The sequence below is a fragment of the Hymenobacter volaticus genome (genome assembly GCF_022921055.1).
GTDB lineage: Bacteria > Bacteroidota > Bacteroidia > Cytophagales > Hymenobacteraceae > Hymenobacter > Hymenobacter volaticus.
This window is the reverse complement of the sequence record NZ_CP095061.1, coordinates 4,038,221-4,059,650: the sequence shown is the minus strand read 5'-3', so window position 1 is coordinate 4,059,650 and position 21,430 is coordinate 4,038,221. Positions and strand designations below refer to the sequence as shown.

The window sequence follows — 21,430 nt, the reverse complement described above, 5'->3', positions numbered from 1 at the left end:
GCCACCGGTAATCGGTGCAAAATCAATCATCCACGTTTCTTTCTCCACTTAGAATGCAGGTAGTTGCTACAAGCGACGAAGAGCTGATGGCTCAGGTGAAGGCCGACAACCTGGACCAAATGGTGCCGTTGTTTGAGCGCTACCAAGGACCGTTGTTTGGCTTTCTATGTCGGTTAAGCGGTGGCGATGCGGAAGTAGGGCAAGACCTTACGCAAAACGTGTTCTACCGGGCCATGAAGTATCGGGCGAGCTACCAAACCGGCCAACCGGTGCGGGCATGGCTCTACCAACTAGCCCGACACGTGCACGCCGACCATTGGCAGAAAAGCCGCCGTCAGCAGCCCACCGCCGACATCGACGGGGTAGAGCGCACCGTTGGCCACAGCCGCATTGCCCAAGCCGATTGTCAGTCCACTGACCAGAAGCAGGCCTTGCAGGAAGCCTTAAACCTGCTGCCGGCAGAGCAGCGCGAAATCCTGGTGTTGCACCGCTTCCAGGGCTTCGACTACACCGAGATTGGAGAAATGTTGGGTTGTACCGCTGGTGCGGCCCGCGTCAAAGCTCACCGTGCTTTGGAAGCGTTGCGCAAAATATACTTCAGCTGAAAACCGCGGGCTAAGCCCGAATCTATATCATGAACGAGTCTCTTAATCATACATCACTTACCCCCGACTGCGACGCCATTGCGCCGTTGCTGGCCGGCTACGCCGAAAAGGACCTGACGGCGGCGGAAACGGCGCAGGTGGAGGCCCACTTGCCGGCCTGCCCCGCGTGCCGCGCCCACCTACGGGAGTTGCGGGAGCTACTAGCCTGCATCGACGACCAAGTGTTTCCGATGGCGCCGTTGGCCCTCCGCGACAATTTTCTGGCCCAACTGGCCGAAGAAAAGATGGCCCTACCCCAAGCCGTTGCTCCGCAGCCAACGGAGGCGGTCGAAGCCAAAGTAGTAGCTTTTTGGGCCCCCACACCCACGGCTCGCTGGCTGCGCATAGCCGCCAGCATTGCCTTACTCGCTGTGGGCGCCTTGTTTGGTTTGGTGTTGCGACCCGCCGTTTCACCAGAGTTAGCCTCGCGCCAGCCAGCCCCCGGCGAAACGCTAGCCGCTACCCTGACGGCCGCTACCAGCCAACCTGCCACGGCCAGCCGCCGCATCCAGTTGGTGGGAGAAGCTCCGGCCTCAGTGCAGCCTGGCGACCCCGCCATTCAAGTGCTCATCAATACCCTAAATGCGGACCCTAGCCCGAACGTGCGGCTTGCCGCGTGCGAAGCTCTTTACCGCCTTCGCGCCGACCCCGAGTAGGCCCGGCACTGGTGCAGGCTCTGCCTAACCAAAACGACCCCAACGTTCAAATCACCCTGATTGAGTTGCTGGTAGCCCTGCGCGACAAGCGGGCCGTGCCAACCCTAGAGCGGCTCTCGCGGCAGTCTGACGCGCTGCCCGCTGTGCGTCAGCAAGCTGCTAGTGGCCTAGGACAACTCATCTAAGGTTGTTGCGGCCCGCGTCAGAAATCTGAGGATGCATCCGGATGTGCCCTCAGACTTCTGCCCGCACTGTAGCGTGCAGGGCCGCAATAGTTCCTTTCTCTCCCTCTCTTGACTTACCGTTTTTACCCATGAAAAAGATCCTCGTACTCACCTGTTTCACCCTGCTCACGGCCAGCGCTAGTCTGCAGGCACAGGAATTCAAAGCAAAATTCAATGGCCGCCAGGACCGCAAAGTGGTGCTGGAAATGCAAGGCAACGACGTAACCGTGGAAGGCTACGACGGCGACGAACTCATCATCCGGGGCAATGGCTACGAAGCGCCCCCAAGCAAGCCCAAGGCCTGCGCCCGGTTTACAACTCGGCCGTCGATAACACGCAGATTGGGCTATCCGTGACGCCGGGTTCTGGCAACACGCTACGCGTAGTCAATGCTACCCGTCAGGGCGCCACCTACAGCATTCGGGTGCCGCACCGCACCGCGCTGGTTTTCACCCAAACCAACTGGAACAGCGGCGACCTAGTTGTCCGCGACGTGGAAGGCAGCATTGAGGCGACGCTGAAAAGCGGCGACATGAAGATGGTAAACGTGTCGGGGCCGGTGGTTGCCAACAGCGTGAGCGGCGACGTGACCATCAGCTTCACCGGAATGCGGCCAGAGCCAAGCTCGATTTCCTTGGTTAGCGGCGACCTCGACATAACCATGCCCGCGGCCAGCAAAGCCAACCTCGCTCTGCGCTCTATTTCCGGCGAAATCTACACCGACTTCGAATTGAACCTTGGCAAAGGGCCCGGCAATATGAGCCGGATAGGGGGCCAAACGATAAGCGGCAACATCAACGGAGGTGGCGGAGCTACCCTGTCGTTGAAAACCATCAGCGGCGACATTTTCGTCCGCAAGGCTAAGTAAGGGGACAGCCAGACGCCAGGCCCGACCGGGCGTCTGCTTGTCGAAGCATCAATCGACTCTTGTACTAACGAAATCCCATCAACTTAAACGCTACGTCATGCATCGGTTTCTATTTCTTTTCCTGCTGATCGGGTTGGCTACCGGATCTGCTTCTGCGCAAAAAGTTATCGAGAAAAAAGCTGCGGTAGCGGCGGGGCAGCAGGTGGTATTGAACCTCAAGCACGCCAATAGCATTCGTATCCGGCCCGCCACCGACAACCAACTGCACCTGCGGGCTACGGTTAGCATCAACCAAAACAAGCTCAATGATGCCCTTTCACTTTCGGTGCAAGAAGACAACGGCAGCGTGACCGTGGTTTCGGACCTCGAAAAGAAGGCGTTGGAAGCCGCCCAACCCGGCGACTGCCCATCCAATGGTTCCAATACCACCTATTACGGCTCTTGGAACGACAACCGGAACGGCAGCCACGGCCCAGTCTGCACCCAAATCAACTACGAAATTACTCTACCCGCCGGCGCCGATTTGCGCGTGAACACCATCAGCGGTAACATCGACGTGGTGGGCTTAACGGGGCCGCTGGAAGCCAAGTCGATTAGCGGCTTCGTGGATGTGAGCTGGCCCCCGGCCAAGGGCGCTGCTGTAGCCCTGAAAACCATCAGCGGTGAAGTGTACACCGACCAGGAGGTGGCATTCGAGAACCGCAAAGAAAACCCAATAGTGGGCTACCAATTGCGGGGCGCGCTGGCCAGCGGAAACGGTCCGCTGCTCAAGCTGGAATCCATCAGCGGCGACGTCTTTTTCCGCAAGCCTAAGCAGTAGGCTGCATTCTAACCTGACAAATCCATCACTTCTTTTCCCATCATAAAGCGCGAACCGAATATGAAAGCACTACTTACCTCCGCGTTGTTGGCGCTAGGCGCTCTGCAAGCCGCTGCCCAAACGTCGGCCGCCCCGGCCTTCAAATCCACTTGCGAAGACAATTGGTCGGATGGTCGGCGCCAGAACATCTGCGAAATCCGCGACCTGACAATGGCAGCTCCCAGCGCTGGTCAGACGCTAACTATCGATGGCCGCCGCAACGGGGGCATTACCGTCCGTGGTTGGGATGGCGCCGATGTCCGGGTTCGGGCTCGGGTGCAGAGTTGGGGTAATTCTTCCTCAGATGCTCAAGCCCAAGTGAAGGCTGTGCAAATCAAGAGCACAGGCAACACATTGAAAGCCGAAGCCGGCTCAGGCGACGATAACTGGTCGGTGAGTTATGAGGTGTTCGTGCCCCGCAAAACGGCGCTGGCCCTGACTACCTACAACGGCGGCATTAGCATCGACGGCGTGCAGGCGCCTATCACGTTCGAGGCTTACAATGGCGGTATTTCCCTGGCTAATCTAGGCGGCGACGTGCACGGCTCTACCAAGAACGGCGGCGTGAGTGTGCGCCTCTCCGGCAACAAATGGGAAGGCAAAGGCTTGGATGTGACCACCACAAACGGCGGCATCACGTGGCGCATTCCCGAATCATATTCGGCACAGTTGAAAACGCAAACGGTACACGGCGGCCTAAGCACCGATTATCCTATCACCGTGACGGGCAAAATCGGCCGTGGCTTGGACACCAAGCTTGGGCAGGGCGGCGCTCTCGTTTCGGTGGTAACAACCAATGGCGGCATCAGCTTGCGCCGCGCCAACGCCGGCGATTAGCTAAGATTTGCAGTGGGGCCCTGTTGACTTTTTACATAAAAAATCATTTGAAAAGTCCCGCTACATTCTCCTTTAGGCATAAAAGTCAACTGCGAATTCTATTGCACGAAATATTTCGTACATTGGATTTGCATCTACGACGTGTTTCGTATATGTTTGATGTACGAACCAATTCGTAGTACTTAACAGCCGGAGAAATGAGCAAGACCCCCATCCCTAAACCAACCGAATCGGAGCTGGAGATTCTCCAGGTGCTGTGGCAGCACGGCCCTAGCACCGTTCGGTTCACCAACGATCAACTCAACCAGCGGCGCGAGGTGGGCTATACCACCACCCTGAAGCTGCTGCAACTCATGCTCGACAAGGGCTTGGTGCTGCGCGAAGACGACTCGAAAACGCACGTGTACCGGGCAGCTGTTCGGGAAGAGGAAACCCAAGGGCTGCTACTCGACCGGTTTGTGGATTCTGCTTTCGGTGGCTCGGCCATGAAGATGGTGATGCAGGCCTTGGGCAACCACCCGACTTCTGCCGACGAGCTGGCGCAAATCAGGAGCCTGCTCAACCAGATTGAAGAACAGCGTAACGGCAACTCCACCTCTAAACCCCAGAACGATGAGCCTGCTTGAACAATTTGGGTCGCCGGAGCTGATTCGCGCTTTGGGTTGGACATTGCTGCATTCAGTTTGGCAAGGTGCCCTCGTGGCCCTCACGGCCGCTATGCTGCTTATGTTGCTGCATCGCCACGCTGCCGCTCTGCGCTACCGGGTAGCAGCTGGAGCCTTGATTACACTATTAGCTTTGAGCGGCCTCACGTTCGGCTATTACTACTTCGCCTTCAACACCGCCGACGCTCCTATCCAACTAAGTGAAGCGCCAATTGTGATGCCAACTGAGATAGGGAAGGGAGTGGTTATGACGGAAAGCCCTATCGTGACGGTGCCCGAAGGGGTGGTAACTACTGTCGATCATGGAATGATAGTGGAAGAGCCGAGCCGCTTGCAGCAGTTGTTAACTGGAGTGCAAGCCTACCTAGAGCGCAATATGCCGTTTGTGGTGGTGGCTTGGCTGCTTGGAATGCTGGCCATGACCTTGCGCTTTTTGGGCGGGCTGGCTTACGTGCAGCGGCTGCGGCGCTACCGTGTGGCAGCCTTGCCCGAGCAGTGGCAGACGCGCCTCGACGCGCTGGCTGCCCGCACCAACTTGCGCCGTCCCGTGCAGATTCTGGCCTCAGGGCTCGTACCCGGCCCGTTGGTAATCGGGTGGTTGAAGCCCGTGGTACTGCTGCCTATCAGTGCCGCCACCGGCTTGTCGGGTAGTGAACTGGAAGCAATTTTGGCCCACGAGCTGGCCCACGTCATGCGCCGCGACTATCTGTTCAACCTGCTACAATCGGTAGCCGAAATCCTGTTCTTCTATCATCCGGCCGTGTGGTTCCTGTCGGGCTGCTTGCGGACTGAGCGCGAAAACTGCTGCGACGACATTGCCACCGAATTGTGTGGCGACTCGCTAGTGCTGGCGCAGGCGTTAGCCTCGCTGGCCGCGTTGCAGCACGCTCCCGCGGGCCGCACTCCCGATCTGGCCATGGCCGCGGCCGGGCAGCCAGGTTCGTTGCTGAGCCGGGTTCGCCGGTTGGTGCAGCACCGGGCCGCAGCTCCTACCTTCTCCGATGGGTTTTGGGCAGCGTGTGTGGTGCTCCTGAGCGTGGGGGTGCTCACCGTAAGCACGGTGCTTTCGTTGAGTGCCGCCTCCTTTAGCCGCCCTGCTACGGTAGCTGCCGAAACTGTTTCGCCTGAAACAAATGTCGAAGACGCTGTGGTGGAAGCTGCGCCAGAAGCCGAAAGCGTCGCTGAACTGCAAAGCCAGGTGCCAGACGCAGGCTATGAGCCCGGCAACGCTAAGCCGCTGGACGACACCGTGGTGGTGTATGCTCAATCCAATCCTAAGCTGCTCACCAAATCCGGCAAGGCCCGCCTCAACGAAATCAAAGGCCTGACGGTGGTCGTGAAGGACGAGAGTGGAGCTATTTCGGAGGTGTATGTAGACGGCAAGAAACTACCCGCTACCGAAGTGCCCGCTTACCGCGACGCGCTTGCGAAAGCCGGTAAATCTGAAGCTGCGGCGAAAACCAAAGTGGAAGGTCAGCAAGTGCAATCAGACCGCATGACTTTGCTTTCCAACCGTATGGCAGCTGCTGCCCTAGAAGGTAAAGCGCCGAGTGCTGCCGATGCCGAAGAACTGTCCAAGCTGGCCCTAACGGAATCAGGAGCCTACATGGAGATGGAGCAGGATTTGCGTGAGCACACCGAGGCCTTGCAAAAGTCATTCGAAACAGCCGAGAAGTCGCTAAAAGAGCAACTATCTAAGCAGAACCTCAATCTGCTAGAGCGGCAGCAGCTACAAGAAGACTTGCAGGAGCTGCGTATGGAGCACACCGAAGAAATGGCGCAAGTCGAGCAAGACCAAGACCAAGTTCGTCGGGACAAGGAACAAGCGCAGCGTGATAAGGAACAAGCCCATCGGGACCAAGAGCAAACCCACCGTGATGCTGAGCAGGCACGCCGCGACCAAGACCAAGCTCGCCGTGATAAGGAGCAAGCCAAGCGTGACAAAGAGCAGGCCGCCTGGCACAAGGCCCTGACGACCGAGCTACTGAAAGATGGCTTGATTCGGGACCCCAACAATTTCAGCTTTTCTCTGAGCCAAAAAAGCATGTCGGCCAACGGCAACAAGCAGACGGATGCTATGCGAGAGAAGTACTTGAAGCTGTATGAAGACCGCACGGGCCGCAAGATGAGCGCCACGGGTTCGATGAATATCCAGCAGCAAAGCAACAACAACAACAGCTTCGCTTACAGCGACATGCCACCTGTGCCGGCCCCGCCAGTGCCTCCGGTGCCCCGCACACCAGCAGTGCCCCGGGTACCATCTGTGCCGCGCACGCCTGCCACACCACGCACCCCCATGGTGCCCCGCGTTCCAGCGGTTCCACGTCCACCCCAAGTTGATTCCGACCGCATTCGGGAGGAGTTACGGCGAGATGGATTACTAGATAAGGACGAGAAGAGTTTCTCGCTTCAACTGAATAACAAGGGCTTAACAGTGAATGGTACCAAGCAGCCTGACCTACTAGCTAATAAGTATCGCAAGCTGCTAGGCCATTCTTCGGATTCCAAAAACAGCAAATCTTCTTCAACTATTGACATAACGGTGAGTGAGTGAGTCGCCGTGCCGGTCGCTGCTGCAACAGCGGCCGGCTTTATTTTAGGCGAATAGTGCTGTGCGAAAAAATAATTCGGAATTGTTGTAACCAACTGCCGAATGAGGAGTGTAGGGGGCGTCTGTGTTTAAGTATATGGTTTCAACAACAAAATAAGTAGGCAAGGCAACGCTCGTGCTATCGATTGCATCTATAGCATCAAATAGTAGTAATACTCACTTTTAGGGTCGGAGAGTACACGTCTTTTTTGCTTCTGGGTCCTGGTGCCGGCTCTTGTAGTCCGGCTTAAAAAATCTTCCGTTTGAAACACTCATATCTCGCCATTCTGTCGTGATGCGCCACTGCTTTGTCTTTATTTTTTGGCTAAGTAGTACGCTGCTGGCCAGTTCCGCGCTTGCACAGCAGTCAGCCGCCACAAAGGCTACAGAGTCCGCCGACTCGAAAGTGCCAGCGCCCAAGCGTGCGTTGCAAGCCGTGCGCATCACCGAGAGCATCAAGCTGGATGGCTTGCTCGATGAAGCCGTTTGGCAACAGGCCACTGCGGCCACCGACTTCATTCAGAACCGTCCCAACCCCGGCCCGCACGAAAAGCACCCCACGGAAGTACGCATCCTCTACGACGATGCCAACCTGTACGTCGGAGCCGTCATGCACGATGTGAATGCCGATTCTATCCCGCAAGAGTTATCCGCCCGCGACGATTTCGGCAACACCGACTTCATTGCCATCTTCCTCGATACCTACCACGACAAGCTCAACGGCTACGGCTTCTTCGTGACGACGGGTGGCGTACAGATGGACTGCCGTTACTCGCCGGCTGGTGGCGAAGACTTCGCTTGGAATGCCGTGTGGGAATCGCGCACCGCCATCAGAGGTACCGATTGGGTGGCGGAAATGCGCATTCCGTATTCGGCTATTCGTTTCAGTGCTACTGCCGAGCAACTGTGGGGGCTCAATTTTATGCGCCGCCGCAAGCGCGAAAACCAAGACTTCTTCTGGAATGAGGTAAAGCCCGCTGTGGACGGTTTCGTGAACCAGTGGGGCGAGTTGAAGGGCGTGCGCGACATCAAGCCGCCATTGCGCCTCTCGCTCACGCCGTACGTGTCGAGCTACGTAAATCATAACCCACTGAACGCGGAAGGCACACGCCGCACTACCACCAGCTTCAATGGTGGCGCCGATATCAAATGGGGCATCAACGAAAGCTTCACCCTGGACGCTACCCTAGTCCCCGACTTCGGGCAGGTACAGAGCGACAACCAAGTGCTCAACTTGTCGCCGTTTGAGGTGCAGTTCAACGAAAACCGCCAGTTCTTCACCGAAGGCACCGAGCTATTCAACAAAGGCAACCTGTTCTACTCGCGCCGAGTGGGTGCCACGCCTATTGGGTTTTATAATGTGGAAGAAAAGATAGGCGCCGATGAAAAGTTGGTAAAGAACCCTGCGGAAACGCGCCTGCTGAATGCCACCAAAGTATCGGGCCGCACCAGCAAGGGCTTGGGGGTGGGGTTGTTCAACGCCCTCAGCAACGACGTGTACGCCACCATTCGGAACACCGAAACCGGCGAAGAACGGTCGGTGAAGACACAGCCGTTCAGCAACTACAGCATTGCGGTACTCGACCAGAGCTTGAAAAACAACTCCTACGTCAGCCTCATCAACACCAACGTGACCCGCGCGGGCAGCACCTACGACGCCAACGTGACGGGCGGGCTGTTTCGCTTTGCCAACAAAAAGAACTCGTATGCGCTGGATGGCCGCATCGTGTACTCGCGCCGCCGGGGCAAGGTGTTTGGTTCGGAAAAGGAAATCGATGACCAAGACGGCTACAAGTACCAAATAGGCTTCGGCAAAATCAGTGGAGCTTTCACGTGGGGCTTCAACCACGGCATCGAGTCCAACCGCTACAACCCCAACGACTTGGGCATCCTGTTCGGTAACAACAACATCTCGCAGAACATCTACTTCAATTACAACAAGTACAAGCCGTTCTGGAAGGTAAACAACCTCTACAGCTGGAGCGAAATCACGCAGTCGTTGCTCTACAAGCCCACGCGCTACCAAGACATTAGTATTTCGGGCGGCACGCAAACCACGTTCACTAAGAGCTTTATCACTACGGGCTTCAACGTGAACATCGACCCCACGAAAAACGACTTCTACGAGCCGCGGGTGTTCCCGCTCGGCGAGTATTATGTGCGGGTACCGAGCAGCGTCAACGTGGGAGGGTTTATGTCGACGGATTACCGCAAGAAACTGGCCTGGGACGTAAACGGCGGCATTCGCACTTATGCCGAGGACGACCGGCTGCCGCGGCCGCGCCGCATGGGCTACGGCTTGGCCGTGTCGCCGCGCTACCGCGTCAACAACAAGCTCAACTTCCGCTACAACATCGAGTGGGACTACAAGCTCAACCAGATTGGCTACGTAAACGGCGGCATGGACGAAGGCGAACCGCTCGACCAGGAATTCATTGGGCAGGTAATTTTGGGTCGCCGCAACGTGGTTACGGTTTCCAACGTGTTGTCGATGGCCTACACGTTCTCTAACCGCATGTCGTTTACATTCCGCACGCGGCACTACACCAGCAACGTGCTCTATCAGGATTTTGCGCGGCTCACGCCCGGTGGCAACGAGGAATTGGTCGATTACCGCCGCAACCGCGACAACACCTACAATGCCTTCAACATCGATGCGGTGTACTCGTGGTGGTTTGCGCCGGGCTCCCAAATCAGCGTGGTGTGGAAGAACGCCAACAACCCCGACTACGACTACCGCTCCGGCAACGAGGCGACGCCGCTTTACTTCAACAACCTGAGCAACACCATCAATACACCGCACAACAATTCGGTGTCCATCAAGGTGCTGTACTACCTCGATTACCTGGCGTTGCGGCCAAAGAAGGGGTAGGAGGGGCAAAGCGCGTCAGTATTTACCTTTGCGCGCTATGAGCCAATACATCGGAGCCCTGACGCTGCTCGTGCGTAATTACGACGAAGCTATAGCCTACTACACGAACGTACTCGAGTTTGAACTGCTAGAAGACACCGACCAAGGCAACGGGAAACGGTGGGTGGTAGTAGCGCCAGCGGGTGCTGCCACGCACCTGCTCCTAGCCCAAGCTGCTACCGAAGAGCAGGTCCAACACATCGGAAACCAAGCAGGTGGCCGCGTAATCCTGTTTTTGCACACCACCGACTTCGACACCGATCATGCGGCCATGCAAGCGCGCGGCGTGCAGTTTCTGGAAGAGCCGCGCTACGAAAGCTACGGCAGCGTAGCCGTGTTTCAGGATTTCTACGGCAACAAGTGGGACTTACTAGGCCCGCCACGCGCGTAGCGCTAGAGCCCTAGTAACTCGGCGGCGGCTCCAAAGGCGGATTGCTGACCGGATAATACGCGCTGTTGCACGGCGGGCAGATGTTGCTGCACCTCGGGGCGGGCGAAGAAATGGGCTTCCAGGGTTTCGCGGATGGTTTCGTGGAGCCAGTGCAGGTTTTGCTCCTGCCGACGGCGCTGGAAGTAGCCGCTGGCTTGGGTTTGCTGAACGTATCGTTCTACAATAGCCCACACTTCGGGCACCCCCGCACCCGTCAGGGCCGAGCTGGTGGTAACCACGGGCGACCAGGCGCTGGGGGCCAGCGGGAAGAGGTGGAGGGCGTTTTGATATTCGCGGCGGGCGCGGCGGGAAGCTAGTTCGTTGTCGCCGTCAGCTTTGGTGATGGTGACGGCATCGGCCATTTCCATGATGCCCTTCTTGATGCCTTGCAGCTCGTCGCCGGCTCCAGCCAGCATCAGCAACAGGAAAAAATCGACCATGCTGTGTACGGCGGTTTCGCTCTGGCCTACGCCCACGGTTTCCACAAAGATGACGTCGTGGCCTGCCGCTTCGCAGAGGGCCATGGCTTCGCGCGTGGCCCGCGTAACGCCGCCCAAGCTCCGCCCGGCCGGCGAAGGGCGAATGAAAGCTTGCGGGTGTGCGGCCAGTAAGTTCATACGGGTTTTGTCGCCGAGGATGCTGCCGCCGCTGCGTTGGCTGCTGGGGTCAACGGCCAATACGGCCAGCCGGTGGCCTTGGGTGTTCACTAAGTGCAAGCCCAACGCCTCAATAAACGTGCTTTTGCCTACCCCCGGCACGCCCGTAATACCGACCCGCACCGAGCGACCCGCGTGGGGCAGCACGGCATCAAGCACTTGCTGAGCTAACGCTTGGTCGGAAGGCAAGGTGCTCTCCACCAGCGTAATAGCACGGCTCAGCATGACGCGGTTGCCACTCAGGACGCCGTCGGTGTACTCGGAAACGGAAAAGCGCTTGGCCATCAAGACGTAAAACGGAGAGGAGCTTCAGCAGAATAAAACAATGGGATCAGCGTAATACGCTTGCAAACTAGCTCATAATAGTACATTTGAAGAAATCGGTTGTTCTTTTCCGCTATGGCAAACTTTACGCAAATGCATGTCGCTGTGAATAAGCTTCGCTCCTTCACACTGGCGGCCCTTCTACTGGGAACTACGCTCTCGGTACAGGCCCAAAACGAGATAAGCAATTTCACGGCAACCGGCCGCGGCGGGGTAGCCACTACTTTTGCTACCGACTACCAAGCTATTGGTATTAACCCCGCCAACCTTGGACGGGTAGGTGGGGCCCGGTTCGCGTTTACCATCGGGGAGTTTGGGGCCGGAATAAGCTCGAAGTCGCTCACGCGTGACCAGTTGCGCAAGTTTGTGTACAACACCAACGACGAGCTGACGCTAAGCGAAAAACAAGAGCTAGCCCGCGGCTTCACTTCCGACAACGCCCTCAACCTGAATGCTGACGCAACGACGCTAGGCCTGGCAGTACAGATACCCGCTTTGGGGGGAATTGCTATCAGCAACCGCGTACGCTCTGTTGGCCACGTTGAGCTTAATAGAAATGCGGCGGAATTGATGTTTTTGGGCAGAGATGCTCCGATTTACGCCACGGCTAGTGCCAGCAACATTCCGCTCGTGTCGGAGGCGCTGGATGGGACGAAGCTTCAATTTTCGGCGCTCAACGAGTTCAACATTGCCTGGGGCAAGCGCATCGTTGATTTGCCCTTGTTCCAACTCTCGGCCGGGGCGGGTTACCGATATATTCAGGGTGTTGGCGTAATAGACGTGCGCGTAAAGCCCGGCGACTTGCAAGCTTACAGCTCTCTGTCGGCGGTGTTCGATATCAACTACGGCAACTTAACCTCCGACCCAAATTTCAACTTCGAAACCCGCACCAACGGCTTGCAACCCGTGGGCCACGGCAACGGCTTCGACCTAGGCTTGTCGGCGGAAGTGGGCAAGATCGTGCGCTTGGGCGCGGCCGTCACGGATATGGGCAACATGACCTGGGAAGGCAATTTGCTCACGGCCAACGACCAGAAACTGAAGCGCCTCAAATCGGCCGGCGTGGGCAGCTACGACTTTTTCAAAGAAGCCGCCGAAATCTTTGCCTCCGGCACCGACAGTTTGTTTCAGTACCAGACGGGCCAGGACCGCAAAGCCAAATTGCCAACCAAAATGCGGCTGGGCGCCGGCTTCCGCATCAGCGAATTCTTTGAAACGGGCCTCGACGTAACGCTTCCCCTCAACAACGTGGCGGGCAACATCACGTCGCCTTTTGTTGGTGCAGGCCTCGATTACAAGCCCGTAAGCTGGCTGCGCCTGAGCAGCGGCGTATCGGGTGGGGCGGGGTATGGTATTGGCATACCCCTGGGCTTGACTGTTGCGACCAGCGTTTACGAAGGCGGCATTAGCACCCGCGACATAGCTGGCCTTTTTGCCAACAAAGACCCCTACATATCAGTGGCCGCCGGGTTTCTGCGCTTCAAATTTGGCGGCAAGACCCAGTAGAGTCTAGAATCTTGGAATAGCGTTGCTGTTGCTACTGTAGCGCAAAAAGCCCTTGCTGATGGTAGCATTAGCAAGGGCTTTTTCTTTTCAAGCAGGTTCAATTAGTCAGGCCGCCTTGTGCTCTGAAAGGCAACTTCTCCCTTCACTTACTTCCCTGGCTCGGTAATGAAGTTGGGGAGGCCGAGTTTTCCGCGGCGGCCACCGAGCTTCAGGCCGTCGTCCACGTATTTGGCGGTGGCAGCGTCGCCGTTGGGGTTGGTGATAAGGCCGAGGAAGGGATTGTCTTCGCGGGCCACGTAAATTTTACCGTCGGGGGCGCGCTGGAGCTGGCCTACTTTGCGGTTGGCCGATTTGCCGATTACCGCTGCTTTGCCGGTTTTCAAGTCGAACTGGAATATTTGGGCTTGGCCGCCGCCTTCACCGTTGCTGGAACCATAGAGCTTGGTGCCATCAGGCGAGAATTCGATGCCGTAGGCTTCTGGGTAAGGAGAGAAGACTTTCGGGTTCTTCACCAAGCCCGTGTTGCGGTCGAAGTCGAACACCTCGTAGCGGTTGGCTTCGCGCCACACGGCCACAGCTATTTTACGGCCATCGGGCGAGAACTTCATAGCGCCGATGGCATTGCGGCCGGGGCCGGCGTGCATGCCGCCCACATTGCTCAGAATAGGTTTGCCCTGCACGCCATCGGCCGTCACGAGGTAGCTCACGAAGGCATTAGAGTTCCAGCGGTGCGCTACCACCCATACGTCGCGCCCGTTTTGGTGACGCACGGCGCTCAGCTTTTCGGCAACGGGCGAAATGAGCAGAATGTTGGCGCGGGGCACATCGCCGAGGCCATTGTCGCGGGTCATGTCCACTACCGAGTAGCGCAGCCCTTCCTTGCCACCTTGCGCGCCAACCGTAAACACGTAGAACACGTTGCCGCTACCAGGATCGGGCACGATGAGGGCGCTTTGAGTGCTGGCGCTGGAACCCGTCAGGTTGCGGCCGTTGGGCATGACGGTATGCTGGCGGTTGAAGATATTCTCGCCGTTGGTGTAAAACAGCAGCTGGCCTTGGGCATTCGTAGCTACTGCCGAACCCTCGTAAGTAGTCATTTTGCTATTGAGCAGCGGCGTCGGAGCGCCACCCCCTACCGGAAAGCTCAACCCGGCTTGCTGCCCGAAATACCAGAGGCTTTGCTCGCCCTGGGCCCAAGCAGCCGCTGGGACAAGCGTGAGAAGCAGGAAAAAAAGTCGTTTCATAGTCGAAAGATACTAGCGGCACAGTAACGCAATTTCGTGCCAGATTATGGTGCAATGTTAAAGAACGGTCACGCTGAGTATATGGCGCATCAAGTCAAGGATGTAACAAAGCCAAAGTATCTCGCGTGGTGATGTTGTACGCCTGACGTTGTGATACTATTATACTATTGTCATGCTGAGCGCAGCCGAAGCATCTCGCGTGCTGAGGTTGCAGTACTAACTCAACGATGCGAGCGAGATGCTTCGGCTGCGCTCAGCATGACCGATATAGTTTGTCATCGTCAGCATGAGGGGTGCTTCGGCTTTGTTACATCCTTACATCCTTAGCTTATTGCACTGACGGTTAGCTTAGCGTTATCACTTGTACAGCCTCAGCATGACGGTGCGGTTAGTTCGGCAACGTCAGCGCATCAGATGTTTAGGCAAGTAGATGTAGGACTGGCAGTACCGTTTATTACTGCTTTATGATTTCACATATTCACCAGCAAGTAGCGGCTGGATGAGGGGCGAGATGATGCGGTAGCTGGCGCCCCAGAGCTTGTAGCCGCCGGCAATTTGGTAGAAGGGTACGCGCCGCGGGCCGGGCCAACGGGGGAGTTGCCATACCTCTTCCACATGCTGGGTAGGGTCGGCGAGGTGGCGGAGCGGAATTTCTAGTACTTCCTCTACTTCGCGCTGCTGCCACTGCCACACTTCTGGCCGCCGAATCTTGCCTAGGAACGGCGTGATTCGAAAGCCACTTGGCACATCTACGGTGGGTAAGGCGGCCAGCACTTCCACGTTGGCCGGTGCCAGCCCAACTTCTTCTTCCGCTTCCCGCAGGGCCGTAGCCAGCAACGACGCGTCGGTGGGCTCGTGCTTGCCGCCCGGAAAAGCCAATTCGCCGCCATGAGCGCCATAGCTACTGCGGCGAACCATCACCACATGGAGTTCCCCGGCGGCATCCTCGAAAATAGGCACCAGTACTGCGGAGTCGCGGAGGTTCTTAGGAGTTGGAAAATCGTCGAGGGTAAGATAAGCGGGCATGACGGCAAGGTACTAAGCAAGCAATTGTCAAGGCTACAACTTACCATCTCACCTTCGTGTTCTACTCCACCGCATACGCGCCGTGGGCATCTACATGCATGGTGGGAAGCTGATGGTGATCTTCGAAATACTGGTAGCCAGCTACCAAGCCCTGCCAAAAGCCAAGGTGCGGACTAGCTACGCGGCGAGCTAGGTTTTCGGCAGTCATTTCAAACGGGAAAATGTGCACGGCAATATCAGTTTGGCCGGCACTGCGGGCTTCGACGGCCAACACGTACAGCTCCCGAATTCCAGCATCGGTGATGGGCAGGCAACCAACCGTGACGTTGGAGCCGTGAATAAAAATGTCGCCGCCGGGGTCGGGAGCGGCATGGCGCAGATCGGCGGCATTGGGGTAGTCGAGGCCCAGCGACAGGTGGTAGTTGCTGGCCGGGTTGAAGCGGTTAATCATGTAGAAGCCTTCGGGTACTTGCTTGTCGCCGGCTTGGTGTTTGGGGCCGAGCGAGCCCGAAGTGCCGGCCAAAGCATAGGTTCGCAACAGCACAAACTCGCCAGTGCCTTGTTCGCGGCCCCACGCTTCCAGCCGTCGGCCCACCTTGAACGCCCGCAGGTATAGCTCCAGCCGTCCTGCTTGAATGCCATTTCGCCGCAGCAACGCGTGAAGGTTGGCTTCGTGCAGGGCATAAGCGTCTCGCACGCGCGGATACTGCTGCTGTTGGGCGCGAAACGCCGGATCGGGTTCAACGGCTATCATAAGAGGCGAAGCAGAACGGGCACACAAAGTTAGCAGCAAGGCCGCAGCCAGCAGGGCAAGGAGTCGCATGAAGAGGAGAGTAAATGAAGCTCGTCAGTAGACAATGCAAAATGCTGGCCAGCTTCCGTTGCTTGTCGAACGGGCAATAGAAAGCTCTTAGTATAGGTGGAAGTATATGAATGTGTTTTGTGATTATTAGCCGTTGAAATTGAGTGGGTTAATGTTTTAATATCTTGGCAGTAAGGTGAAGACAGCGCAATACTTATTTTGCTAGACGCTATCCAAGAGCAAGGCCAGGCAGGCGAACTAAGTGGTGTAGTGGCCGTTGGTGATAGCCTATTCTAGCTGGACAAAGCACCTAGTCGCGTGAACGGATATTGCGGATCTGCTCTAAGCTGTTTTCAATTATTTCCGTATTCTTTACCATGGCTTCCTCTCTTGACCCCGACCCTGACACGTATTTACCCGACCCGCTAGGCCCCAATTTCGAGTTGCGCCATCTGCCGCAGTCCACCGACTACGAGGGCTCGGTACGGGCTACGCTGGTGCGCTACCGTAAGTCGCCGGCCGCCACGCGCGCAGTGCTCTACGTTCACGGCTTCAACGACTACTTTTTCCAGCGCGACATGGCCACCGAGTATGCTGCGCACGGGTTCCGCTTCTACGCCCTCGATTTGCGCAAGTATGGCCGGGCTATCTTACGGCATCAGCGCCCCAACAACGTCCGGGACCTAACCGAGTATTACGATGACCTCGACGCGGCCCTCGCCGTAATACGGGCCGAGGGCAGTACGACTGTTGTGCTCAGCGGCCACTCTACGGGTGGGCTGATTATCTCGCTTTATGCCAAGGCCCGCCCAACGGCCGAACTGGCGGCGCTGGTATTGAATAGCCCGTTTTTCGACTTGTTTCAGCCTTGGTACCGAAAGCTGAGTGTGCCCCTCGTAACTAGTTTGGGAGCCTTGCTACCCGACTTGAAATTGCCCGCTAGCCTATCCGATACCTACGGTCAGAGCCTGCACCGCGCCTACCGGGGCCAGTGGGATTACGATTTGGCCTGGAAACCTAACCGGGTATTTACAATTAATGCAGGCTGGCTGCGTGCTATCCGACTCGGCCACCGGCAGATCCGGCGCGGTCTGGACCTGCAAATACCGGTACTGGTGCTACACTCCGACCGCACCGCCTACGGCCGGAAATGGTCCGATGATTTCCACCGTTCCGATATTGTGCTCGACGTGGCGCACATCCGCCAACTAAGTCCGCGGCTCGGTAGCAAGGTGACGGTGAAGGCCATAGAAGGCGGCATCCACGACCTGTTTCTGTCGGCTCCGGCGGTGCGGGCTGCAGCATACCGGGCAGTGTTCGAGTGGCTGGAATTGGTGTTGTCGTTAGAGCAAAACGCGAGGTATGTTGAAAATAACGGCGCTTAGGTAACTTCCAGAGTCCGCTAGACTTCAAGAAGCTTGTCAGCAAACCTCAGCCTCTGGGGCCTGTTTGCACGTTAGATACCTACTTCACTGGCTTTTCTACGTCACCATGCGTCTTACTTCTTTTCGCTGGCTGCTTGTACTTGGGGGCGTTGTTTTAGGCTCCGCTGTAGCGAGAGGGCAGGCAAGCACTGCGCCTAAAAGCTCCTTAACCGCGTTGCTGAAAGCTAGCCGCTGGCAAAAACGAGTGCTGTTACTTTGCGCGCCCACGGCCACCGACGACGCCTTGCTGCGCCAACGCCAGTTGCTAGCGCCCGCTCGGGCTGACCTAGCAGCCCGCGACCTGCTGGTGCAAGAAGTGTTGCTCAATCAAGTTTCGCCCACTGACAAGAAGTACCTGACGGAAAACCTCCGCGTTTCAACCACGGGTTTTACAGCGTTACTAATTGGGAAGGACGGAGGCGCCAAGCGCCGCGAAACCGAGCCCGTAGCGCCAAGTTCGCTGTTTTCGACCATTGACGTGATGCCCATGCGGCAGCAGGAAATGCGGAAGACCAGGCGGCAGTAAGCGGCCGGTATGTGTGGTTTGCTTTATACTCGCGGTCCAGCTTTCGTTTGCTAACGGCCGCCAACTACTTTTCATGAACACGCCCCAACTCTACGATTTTCTCGCCGAACTCACCCAGCACAACGAACGAGACTGGTTTCAGGAGCATAAAGCCACCTACGACCGACTGCGGCCGGAATTTGAAGCTGCTGTAGGGCGCTGGCTGAAGCAGATGGCCGCGCATGACCCGGCACTAGTTGGCCTGGAGCCCAAGCAGTGCATCTTCCGCATCTACCGCGACGTGCGTTTCTCCCGCAACAAGCGGCCTTACAAAACTCATTTCAGCGCGTATTTCTCCGGCGGTGGCAAGAAAAGTAACAACCCCGGCTACTATGTGCAGCTAGGCCCCAACGGACAAACTTTGCTGGCGGGCGGAATGTATGAGCCCGACAAAGAGCAGCTAGCCCGTATCCGGCAGGAAATCGACTACAATAGTGCGGCTCTTCACAAGCTGCTACAAACCCCTGATTTCAGCCAGTACTTTGCTGGAGTGGAAGGCGAGAAGTTGAAAAAGGCACCTGCTGGTTACCCCGCCGACCATCCCGAAATCGAGCTGCTAAAGCACAAAAGCTTTATTGTTAGTCATTCCGTGCCCGACGCAACTGCCCGCAAACTCGACCTCGATACCTACGTGCCCACGGTGTTCCGTGCCATGCAGCCTTTCTGTGCGTATTTGCAGGAAGCAATTGATGGCTAATTCTCGGACTAAAAGAATACCGCACCAAAGCTCAGGCCTGCTCGCAACCATCGCCAGGCAACAAGCTGCGGCGGCGTAGTACCTTCGCCTGTGCCCGTTACCAACGAATACGACGTAGTTATTGTAGGAGCCGGGCCGGCGGGCACCGCTTGCGCGTTGGCCTTGCGCTCCAGTGGCAGGCGCGTAGCCCTCGTAGACAAAGCTCAATTTCCGCGCGACAAAATTTGCGGCGACGCTATTCCCAGCCCCACCCTCAAATACCTCGCGCGCCTCGACCCCAGTTACGTCACGGAACTGCAGGCACTACTGGCTTCACACCACGCTCCAACCACGCACAGCCGCTTGTTAGCGCCGAGCGGTGAAGAACTGCGCATTGCTTGGCATAATCCTGCCTTCAACAGCCCGCGCCTGCATTTCGACGACGCCCTGCTGACCTTGGTGCGCCGACATACCAACACAGAAGTACTGGAAGGCTATGCCATTCGCCGTCTACAAACCGACGAACACGGCGTCACGCTCACGCCCGCCGATGCAACCCAACGGCCACTCCGGGCTGCCCTTATTATCGGCTGCGACGGCGCCAACTCGGTGGTAGCTCGTTCCCTGATGCCATCGACCTCGCTCGACCGAGCTTACCATTGCGCCGCTGTGCGCGCCTACTACAAGGCCGTAGCCGATGCGCCCGAAGACACTTCGGATTTCTACTTTCTGCGCGAGTACCGGGCGGGCTACTGTTGGGTGTTTCCTGTGGGTGGCGGGGTGTACAATGTGGGTTTCGGAGTGCTGTCGGAGGAAGTAGCAGCCCGACGTCTCAATCTAAAGCACGAATTGAGCGAGTTGCTTGCTAATCACCCGCACTTAGCGCCGCGCTTCGCCAAGGCCGAAGCCCTGACAACTATTACAGGGTTTGGGCTCCCATTGGGCGGTAGCAACCGCCCCGTGCACGGCCACCGTACGCTACTCTGCGGCGACGCAGCCGCCCTCATCGATCCGCTGCAAGGTCACGGCATCGACAAAGCAGTACATAGCGGGATATTGGCCGCAACCCAGGTGCAAGCGTGCTTCGAGGCCCAGCGCTTCGATGCTGACTTCCTGGCTACCTATGCGCAGCAAGTAGAGCATTATATCGGGCGAGAACTTACTCAGCGCTACCGCTTAATGCGTTTTCTGGCCGGCAATGCTTGGTTGGTAGATTTGGTCGTGCGGGCCGCCCGTTGGCCTTGGCTGCGCCGTCAACTGGTACGCGCAGTAGGGTAGGAGGTAGCCCGAACTTCGATACAAGAGCCCAATAGGTAGCGCTCCAATGGATAGCATCAAGACGTGGCACTTCGCCGCTCTTCGTTGCTGAGGTTGTTTAATAAGCTATGTAGTTCATCATTCACGGCGAGCCGCGAATTGCAAGCCGGTATAGCTAAGCGCCGCACCTCTATTGCCTGAGGCTGTCACGTCCTTGGCAGCGGCACCGACGGTTGTTGAACTGTAGCTAGACTCGACGCGACGTAGGAAAATATAAGCTTAACCGCATGGGTAGTTAAGGCTAGCTGCTCCGTAGTTCCCAACCCTAGCGCATTGCCTTATAGAGGCCCTGAAAAAGGTGGGTTAGGAAACCGCAATGTCAGAATAAAGTGTTGCCATTGAGAGGGTTTCGTCTTACTTTATGACTTCGGAAGGATAGCTACATTTTATGCAGAATTACTATTATATCCTGGGCGTTCCGAACACTGCCACCGTAGCTGAAATTGAGCGAGCGTATCGGCAGATGCACGCCCGTATGTACCGTCGCGCCACGGTTGATCCTGCCCTCAACGACCGACTCCAGGCAGCGTATGCCGGCTATCAGATTCTAGCCGATCCGCGTCGGCGCTGGGCCTACGACCGGCTGATGCAACAGGAACCCGAGTCTTTCGCGCTACCTACTCGCCCCCCGATCCAACTAAGGTATTATTGGCGCGGGCTGCTCCTAAGGCCCGGTGGGTAAATTGGGCGCTGGTGGCGTTTTGCTTGCTCCTAGCCCTCGATTGGGTGCTACCTCTGCGCAAGTATGCCAACGAGCCGGTGCTAGGGCGCCAAATCGTATCCATCAGCGTATCGGCCGCCAACCCGCAAATGGCCTACGACATCTTCACGCCAAACACCAAGTTCCGATTGCCCAGCGCCATTGCTCACCGGGCCCGCGAAGGCCAACTCGTAACGGTATGGCGGACGCCGCTGCTCCGAGTGGTGCGCAAAGTCAGTTCACCCACTTCGCCCGATGGGCCTGAGCCCTTCGAGCCCTATGGTGGTGGCGTTTACAGCGGCCCCATGGCCTTGCTGCCTTTCGTGTTGATGGGGGTTGCTGTGGTAGGGGTGCTGCCGAAGCGCCCCGCCGAAGTACGCGTGAATACCGCCGTAGTCGGCATGCTGTTGTGGATAGTAGCCGTGGTGCTAATACTTATTTATTGATTTAGGGAAGCTGTTTGCTTTATCCTCGGCTATGGTGCGGAGTCAAAGTACCTTATTTGA

Annotated in this window: 22 protein-coding genes; 18 read left to right on the top strand and 4 right to left on the bottom strand. The window is 57.2% G+C overall.

The window, feature by feature from the left end:
- Positions 1-53: 53 nt before the first annotated feature.
- The 11 genes from MUN86_RS17620 (at position 54) to MUN86_RS17570 (ending at position 10,645) form a co-directional block, all read left to right on the top strand.
- Complete coding sequence (locus MUN86_RS17620; RefSeq protein WP_245119360.1) at positions 54-605, top strand: RNA polymerase sigma factor; 552 nt, start codon at positions 54-56, stop codon at positions 603-605.
- A 29-nt stretch (positions 606-634) separates the two neighbouring features.
- Positions 635-1,300, top strand: a complete 666-nt coding sequence (locus MUN86_RS17615; protein ID WP_245119359.1) for a zf-HC2 domain-containing protein — start codon at positions 635-637, stop codon at positions 1,298-1,300.
- A gap of 11 nt (positions 1,301-1,311) precedes the next feature.
- Positions 1,312-1,485 (top strand): HEAT repeat domain-containing protein, encoded by a 174-nt coding sequence (locus MUN86_RS17610; RefSeq protein ID WP_245119358.1) that lies wholly within the window; start codon positions 1,312-1,314, stop codon positions 1,483-1,485.
- A gap of 128 nt (positions 1,486-1,613) precedes the next feature.
- A complete protein-coding gene (locus tag MUN86_RS17605; RefSeq protein WP_245119357.1) occupies positions 1,614-1,880 on the top strand; it encodes a hypothetical protein in 267 nt (88 codons plus the stop codon).
- Positions 1,877-2,392 (top strand): DUF4097 family beta strand repeat-containing protein, encoded by a 516-nt coding sequence (locus MUN86_RS17600; protein WP_245119356.1) that lies wholly within the window; start codon positions 1,877-1,879, stop codon positions 2,390-2,392. Before MUN86_RS17605 ends, MUN86_RS17600 begins: the two co-directional genes overlap by 4 nt.
- A gap of 97 nt (positions 2,393-2,489) precedes the next feature.
- Positions 2,490-3,212 carry a DUF4097 family beta strand repeat-containing protein gene (locus MUN86_RS17595; RefSeq protein WP_245119355.1) on the top strand — a complete coding sequence of 241 codons (723 nt, stop codon included), beginning with the start codon at positions 2,490-2,492 and terminating at the stop codon, positions 3,210-3,212.
- Positions 3,213-3,272: 60 nt separating this feature from the next.
- The gene (locus MUN86_RS17590) at positions 3,273-4,088 is read left to right on the top strand and encodes a DUF4097 family beta strand repeat-containing protein (RefSeq protein WP_245119354.1); all 816 of its coding nucleotides are present in this window, start codon (positions 3,273-3,275) and stop codon (positions 4,086-4,088) included.
- Between the two features lie 197 nt (positions 4,089-4,285).
- Positions 4,286-4,714, top strand: a complete 429-nt coding sequence (locus MUN86_RS17585) for a BlaI/MecI/CopY family transcriptional regulator (RefSeq protein WP_245119353.1) — start codon at positions 4,286-4,288, stop codon at positions 4,712-4,714.
- Entirely contained in the window at positions 4,701-7,307 is a 2,607-nt protein-coding gene (locus MUN86_RS17580) for a M56 family metallopeptidase (RefSeq protein WP_245119352.1), read from the top strand. Before MUN86_RS17585 ends, MUN86_RS17580 begins: the two co-directional genes overlap by 14 nt.
- 331 nt (positions 7,308-7,638) lie before the next feature.
- Positions 7,639-10,215 carry a DUF5916 domain-containing protein gene (locus MUN86_RS17575; RefSeq protein ID WP_245119351.1) on the top strand — a complete coding sequence of 859 codons (2,577 nt, stop codon included), beginning with the start codon at positions 7,639-7,641 and terminating at the stop codon, positions 10,213-10,215.
- A gap of 37 nt (positions 10,216-10,252) precedes the next feature.
- Positions 10,253-10,645: a VOC family protein gene (locus tag MUN86_RS17570; RefSeq protein ID WP_245119350.1), complete on the top strand. Its 393-nt coding sequence runs from the start codon at positions 10,253-10,255 to the stop codon at positions 10,643-10,645.
- A gap of 2 nt (positions 10,646-10,647) precedes the next feature.
- Here MUN86_RS17570 and meaB read toward each other — a convergent pair whose 3' ends face one another.
- Positions 10,648-11,625 carry a methylmalonyl Co-A mutase-associated GTPase MeaB gene (gene meaB / locus MUN86_RS17565; protein ID WP_245119349.1) on the bottom strand — a complete coding sequence of 326 codons (978 nt, stop codon included), beginning with the start codon at positions 11,623-11,625 and terminating at the stop codon, positions 10,648-10,650.
- 144 nt (positions 11,626-11,769) lie between these two features.
- Here meaB and MUN86_RS17560 point away from each other — a divergent pair, with 144 nt between their 5' ends.
- Positions 11,770-13,170, top strand: a complete 1,401-nt coding sequence (locus MUN86_RS17560) for a DUF5723 family protein (RefSeq protein WP_245119348.1) — start codon at positions 11,770-11,772, stop codon at positions 13,168-13,170.
- Positions 13,171-13,316: 146 nt separating this feature from the next.
- On the opposite strand, the gene MUN86_RS17555 is transcribed toward MUN86_RS17560, so the two are convergent.
- The 3 genes from MUN86_RS17555 to MUN86_RS17545 all read right to left on the bottom strand — a co-directional run bounded on the left by MUN86_RS17555 (position 13,317) and on the right by MUN86_RS17545 (position 16,263).
- Positions 13,317-14,414 (bottom strand): TolB family protein, encoded by a 1,098-nt coding sequence (locus MUN86_RS17555; RefSeq protein ID WP_245119347.1) that lies wholly within the window; start codon positions 14,412-14,414, stop codon positions 13,317-13,319.
- A 462-nt stretch (positions 14,415-14,876) separates the two neighbouring features.
- A complete protein-coding gene (locus tag MUN86_RS17550; protein ID WP_245119346.1) occupies positions 14,877-15,440 on the bottom strand; it encodes an NUDIX hydrolase in 564 nt (187 codons plus the stop codon).
- Between the two features lie 61 nt (positions 15,441-15,501).
- Positions 15,502-16,263 (bottom strand): L,D-transpeptidase family protein, encoded by a 762-nt coding sequence (locus tag MUN86_RS17545; RefSeq protein ID WP_245119345.1) that lies wholly within the window; start codon positions 16,261-16,263, stop codon positions 15,502-15,504.
- Positions 16,264-16,619: 356 nt separating this feature from the next.
- Here MUN86_RS17545 and MUN86_RS17540 point away from each other — a divergent pair, with 356 nt between their 5' ends.
- The 6 genes from MUN86_RS17540 (at position 16,620) to MUN86_RS17515 (ending at position 21,370) form a co-directional block, all read left to right on the top strand.
- Complete coding sequence (locus MUN86_RS17540; protein ID WP_245119344.1) at positions 16,620-17,627, top strand: alpha/beta hydrolase; 1,008 nt, start codon at positions 16,620-16,622, stop codon at positions 17,625-17,627.
- A gap of 106 nt (positions 17,628-17,733) precedes the next feature.
- Positions 17,734-18,192, top strand: a complete 459-nt coding sequence (locus tag MUN86_RS17535) for a DUF4174 domain-containing protein (RefSeq protein ID WP_245119343.1) — start codon at positions 17,734-17,736, stop codon at positions 18,190-18,192.
- A 73-nt stretch (positions 18,193-18,265) separates the two neighbouring features.
- Positions 18,266-18,928 (top strand): DUF2461 domain-containing protein, encoded by a 663-nt coding sequence (locus MUN86_RS17530; RefSeq protein WP_245119342.1) that lies wholly within the window; start codon positions 18,266-18,268, stop codon positions 18,926-18,928.
- A gap of 90 nt (positions 18,929-19,018) precedes the next feature.
- Complete coding sequence (locus MUN86_RS17525) at positions 19,019-20,185, top strand: NAD(P)/FAD-dependent oxidoreductase (RefSeq protein WP_245119341.1); 1,167 nt, start codon at positions 19,019-19,021, stop codon at positions 20,183-20,185.
- A gap of 427 nt (positions 20,186-20,612) precedes the next feature.
- Positions 20,613-20,906, top strand: coding sequence for a DnaJ domain-containing protein (locus tag MUN86_RS17520; protein WP_245119340.1), 294 nt, complete (start codon positions 20,613-20,615; stop codon positions 20,904-20,906).
- Entirely contained in the window at positions 20,873-21,370 is a 498-nt protein-coding gene (locus tag MUN86_RS17515; protein WP_245119339.1) for a hypothetical protein, read from the top strand. Before MUN86_RS17520 ends, MUN86_RS17515 begins: the two co-directional genes overlap by 34 nt.
- The last annotated feature ends 60 nt before the right edge of the window (positions 21,371-21,430 follow it).

What these genes read in the sequence shown, in the direction of transcription:
- MUN86_RS17620 (WP_245119360.1), top strand. Translation starts at nt 54, where the DNA reads ATGCAGGTAGTTGCTACAAGCGACGAAGAGCTGATGGCTCAGGTGAAG.
- MUN86_RS17615 (WP_245119359.1), top strand. Translation starts at nt 635, where the DNA reads ATGAACGAGTCTCTTAATCATACATCACTTACCCCCGACTGCGACGCC.
- MUN86_RS17605 (WP_245119357.1), top strand. Translation starts at nt 1,614, where the DNA reads ATGAAAAAGATCCTCGTACTCACCTGTTTCACCCTGCTCACGGCCAGC.
- MUN86_RS17595 (WP_245119355.1), top strand. Translation starts at nt 2,490, where the DNA reads ATGCATCGGTTTCTATTTCTTTTCCTGCTGATCGGGTTGGCTACCGGA.
- MUN86_RS17590 (WP_245119354.1), top strand. Translation starts at nt 3,273, where the DNA reads ATGAAAGCACTACTTACCTCCGCGTTGTTGGCGCTAGGCGCTCTGCAA.
- MUN86_RS17585 (WP_245119353.1), top strand. Translation starts at nt 4,286, where the DNA reads ATGAGCAAGACCCCCATCCCTAAACCAACCGAATCGGAGCTGGAGATT.
- MUN86_RS17580 (WP_245119352.1), top strand. Translation starts at nt 4,701, where the DNA reads ATGAGCCTGCTTGAACAATTTGGGTCGCCGGAGCTGATTCGCGCTTTG.
- MUN86_RS17575 (WP_245119351.1), top strand. Translation starts at nt 7,639, where the DNA reads ATGCGCCACTGCTTTGTCTTTATTTTTTGGCTAAGTAGTACGCTGCTG.
- MUN86_RS17570 (WP_245119350.1), top strand. Translation starts at nt 10,253, where the DNA reads ATGAGCCAATACATCGGAGCCCTGACGCTGCTCGTGCGTAATTACGAC.
- meaB (WP_245119349.1), bottom strand. Translation starts at nt 11,625, where the DNA reads ATGGCCAAGCGCTTTTCCGTTTCCGAGTACACCGACGGCGTCCTGAGT.
- MUN86_RS17555 (WP_245119347.1), bottom strand. Translation starts at nt 14,414, where the DNA reads ATGAAACGACTTTTTTTCCTGCTTCTCACGCTTGTCCCAGCGGCTGCT.
- MUN86_RS17550 (WP_245119346.1), bottom strand. Translation starts at nt 15,440, where the DNA reads ATGCCCGCTTATCTTACCCTCGACGATTTTCCAACTCCTAAGAACCTC.
- MUN86_RS17545 (WP_245119345.1), bottom strand. Translation starts at nt 16,263, where the DNA reads ATGCGACTCCTTGCCCTGCTGGCTGCGGCCTTGCTGCTAACTTTGTGT.
- MUN86_RS17540 (WP_245119344.1), top strand. Translation starts at nt 16,620, where the DNA reads ATGGCTTCCTCTCTTGACCCCGACCCTGACACGTATTTACCCGACCCG.
- MUN86_RS17535 (WP_245119343.1), top strand. Translation starts at nt 17,734, where the DNA reads ATGCGTCTTACTTCTTTTCGCTGGCTGCTTGTACTTGGGGGCGTTGTT.
- MUN86_RS17530 (WP_245119342.1), top strand. Translation starts at nt 18,266, where the DNA reads ATGAACACGCCCCAACTCTACGATTTTCTCGCCGAACTCACCCAGCAC.
- MUN86_RS17520 (WP_245119340.1), top strand. Translation starts at nt 20,613, where the DNA reads ATGCAGAATTACTATTATATCCTGGGCGTTCCGAACACTGCCACCGTA.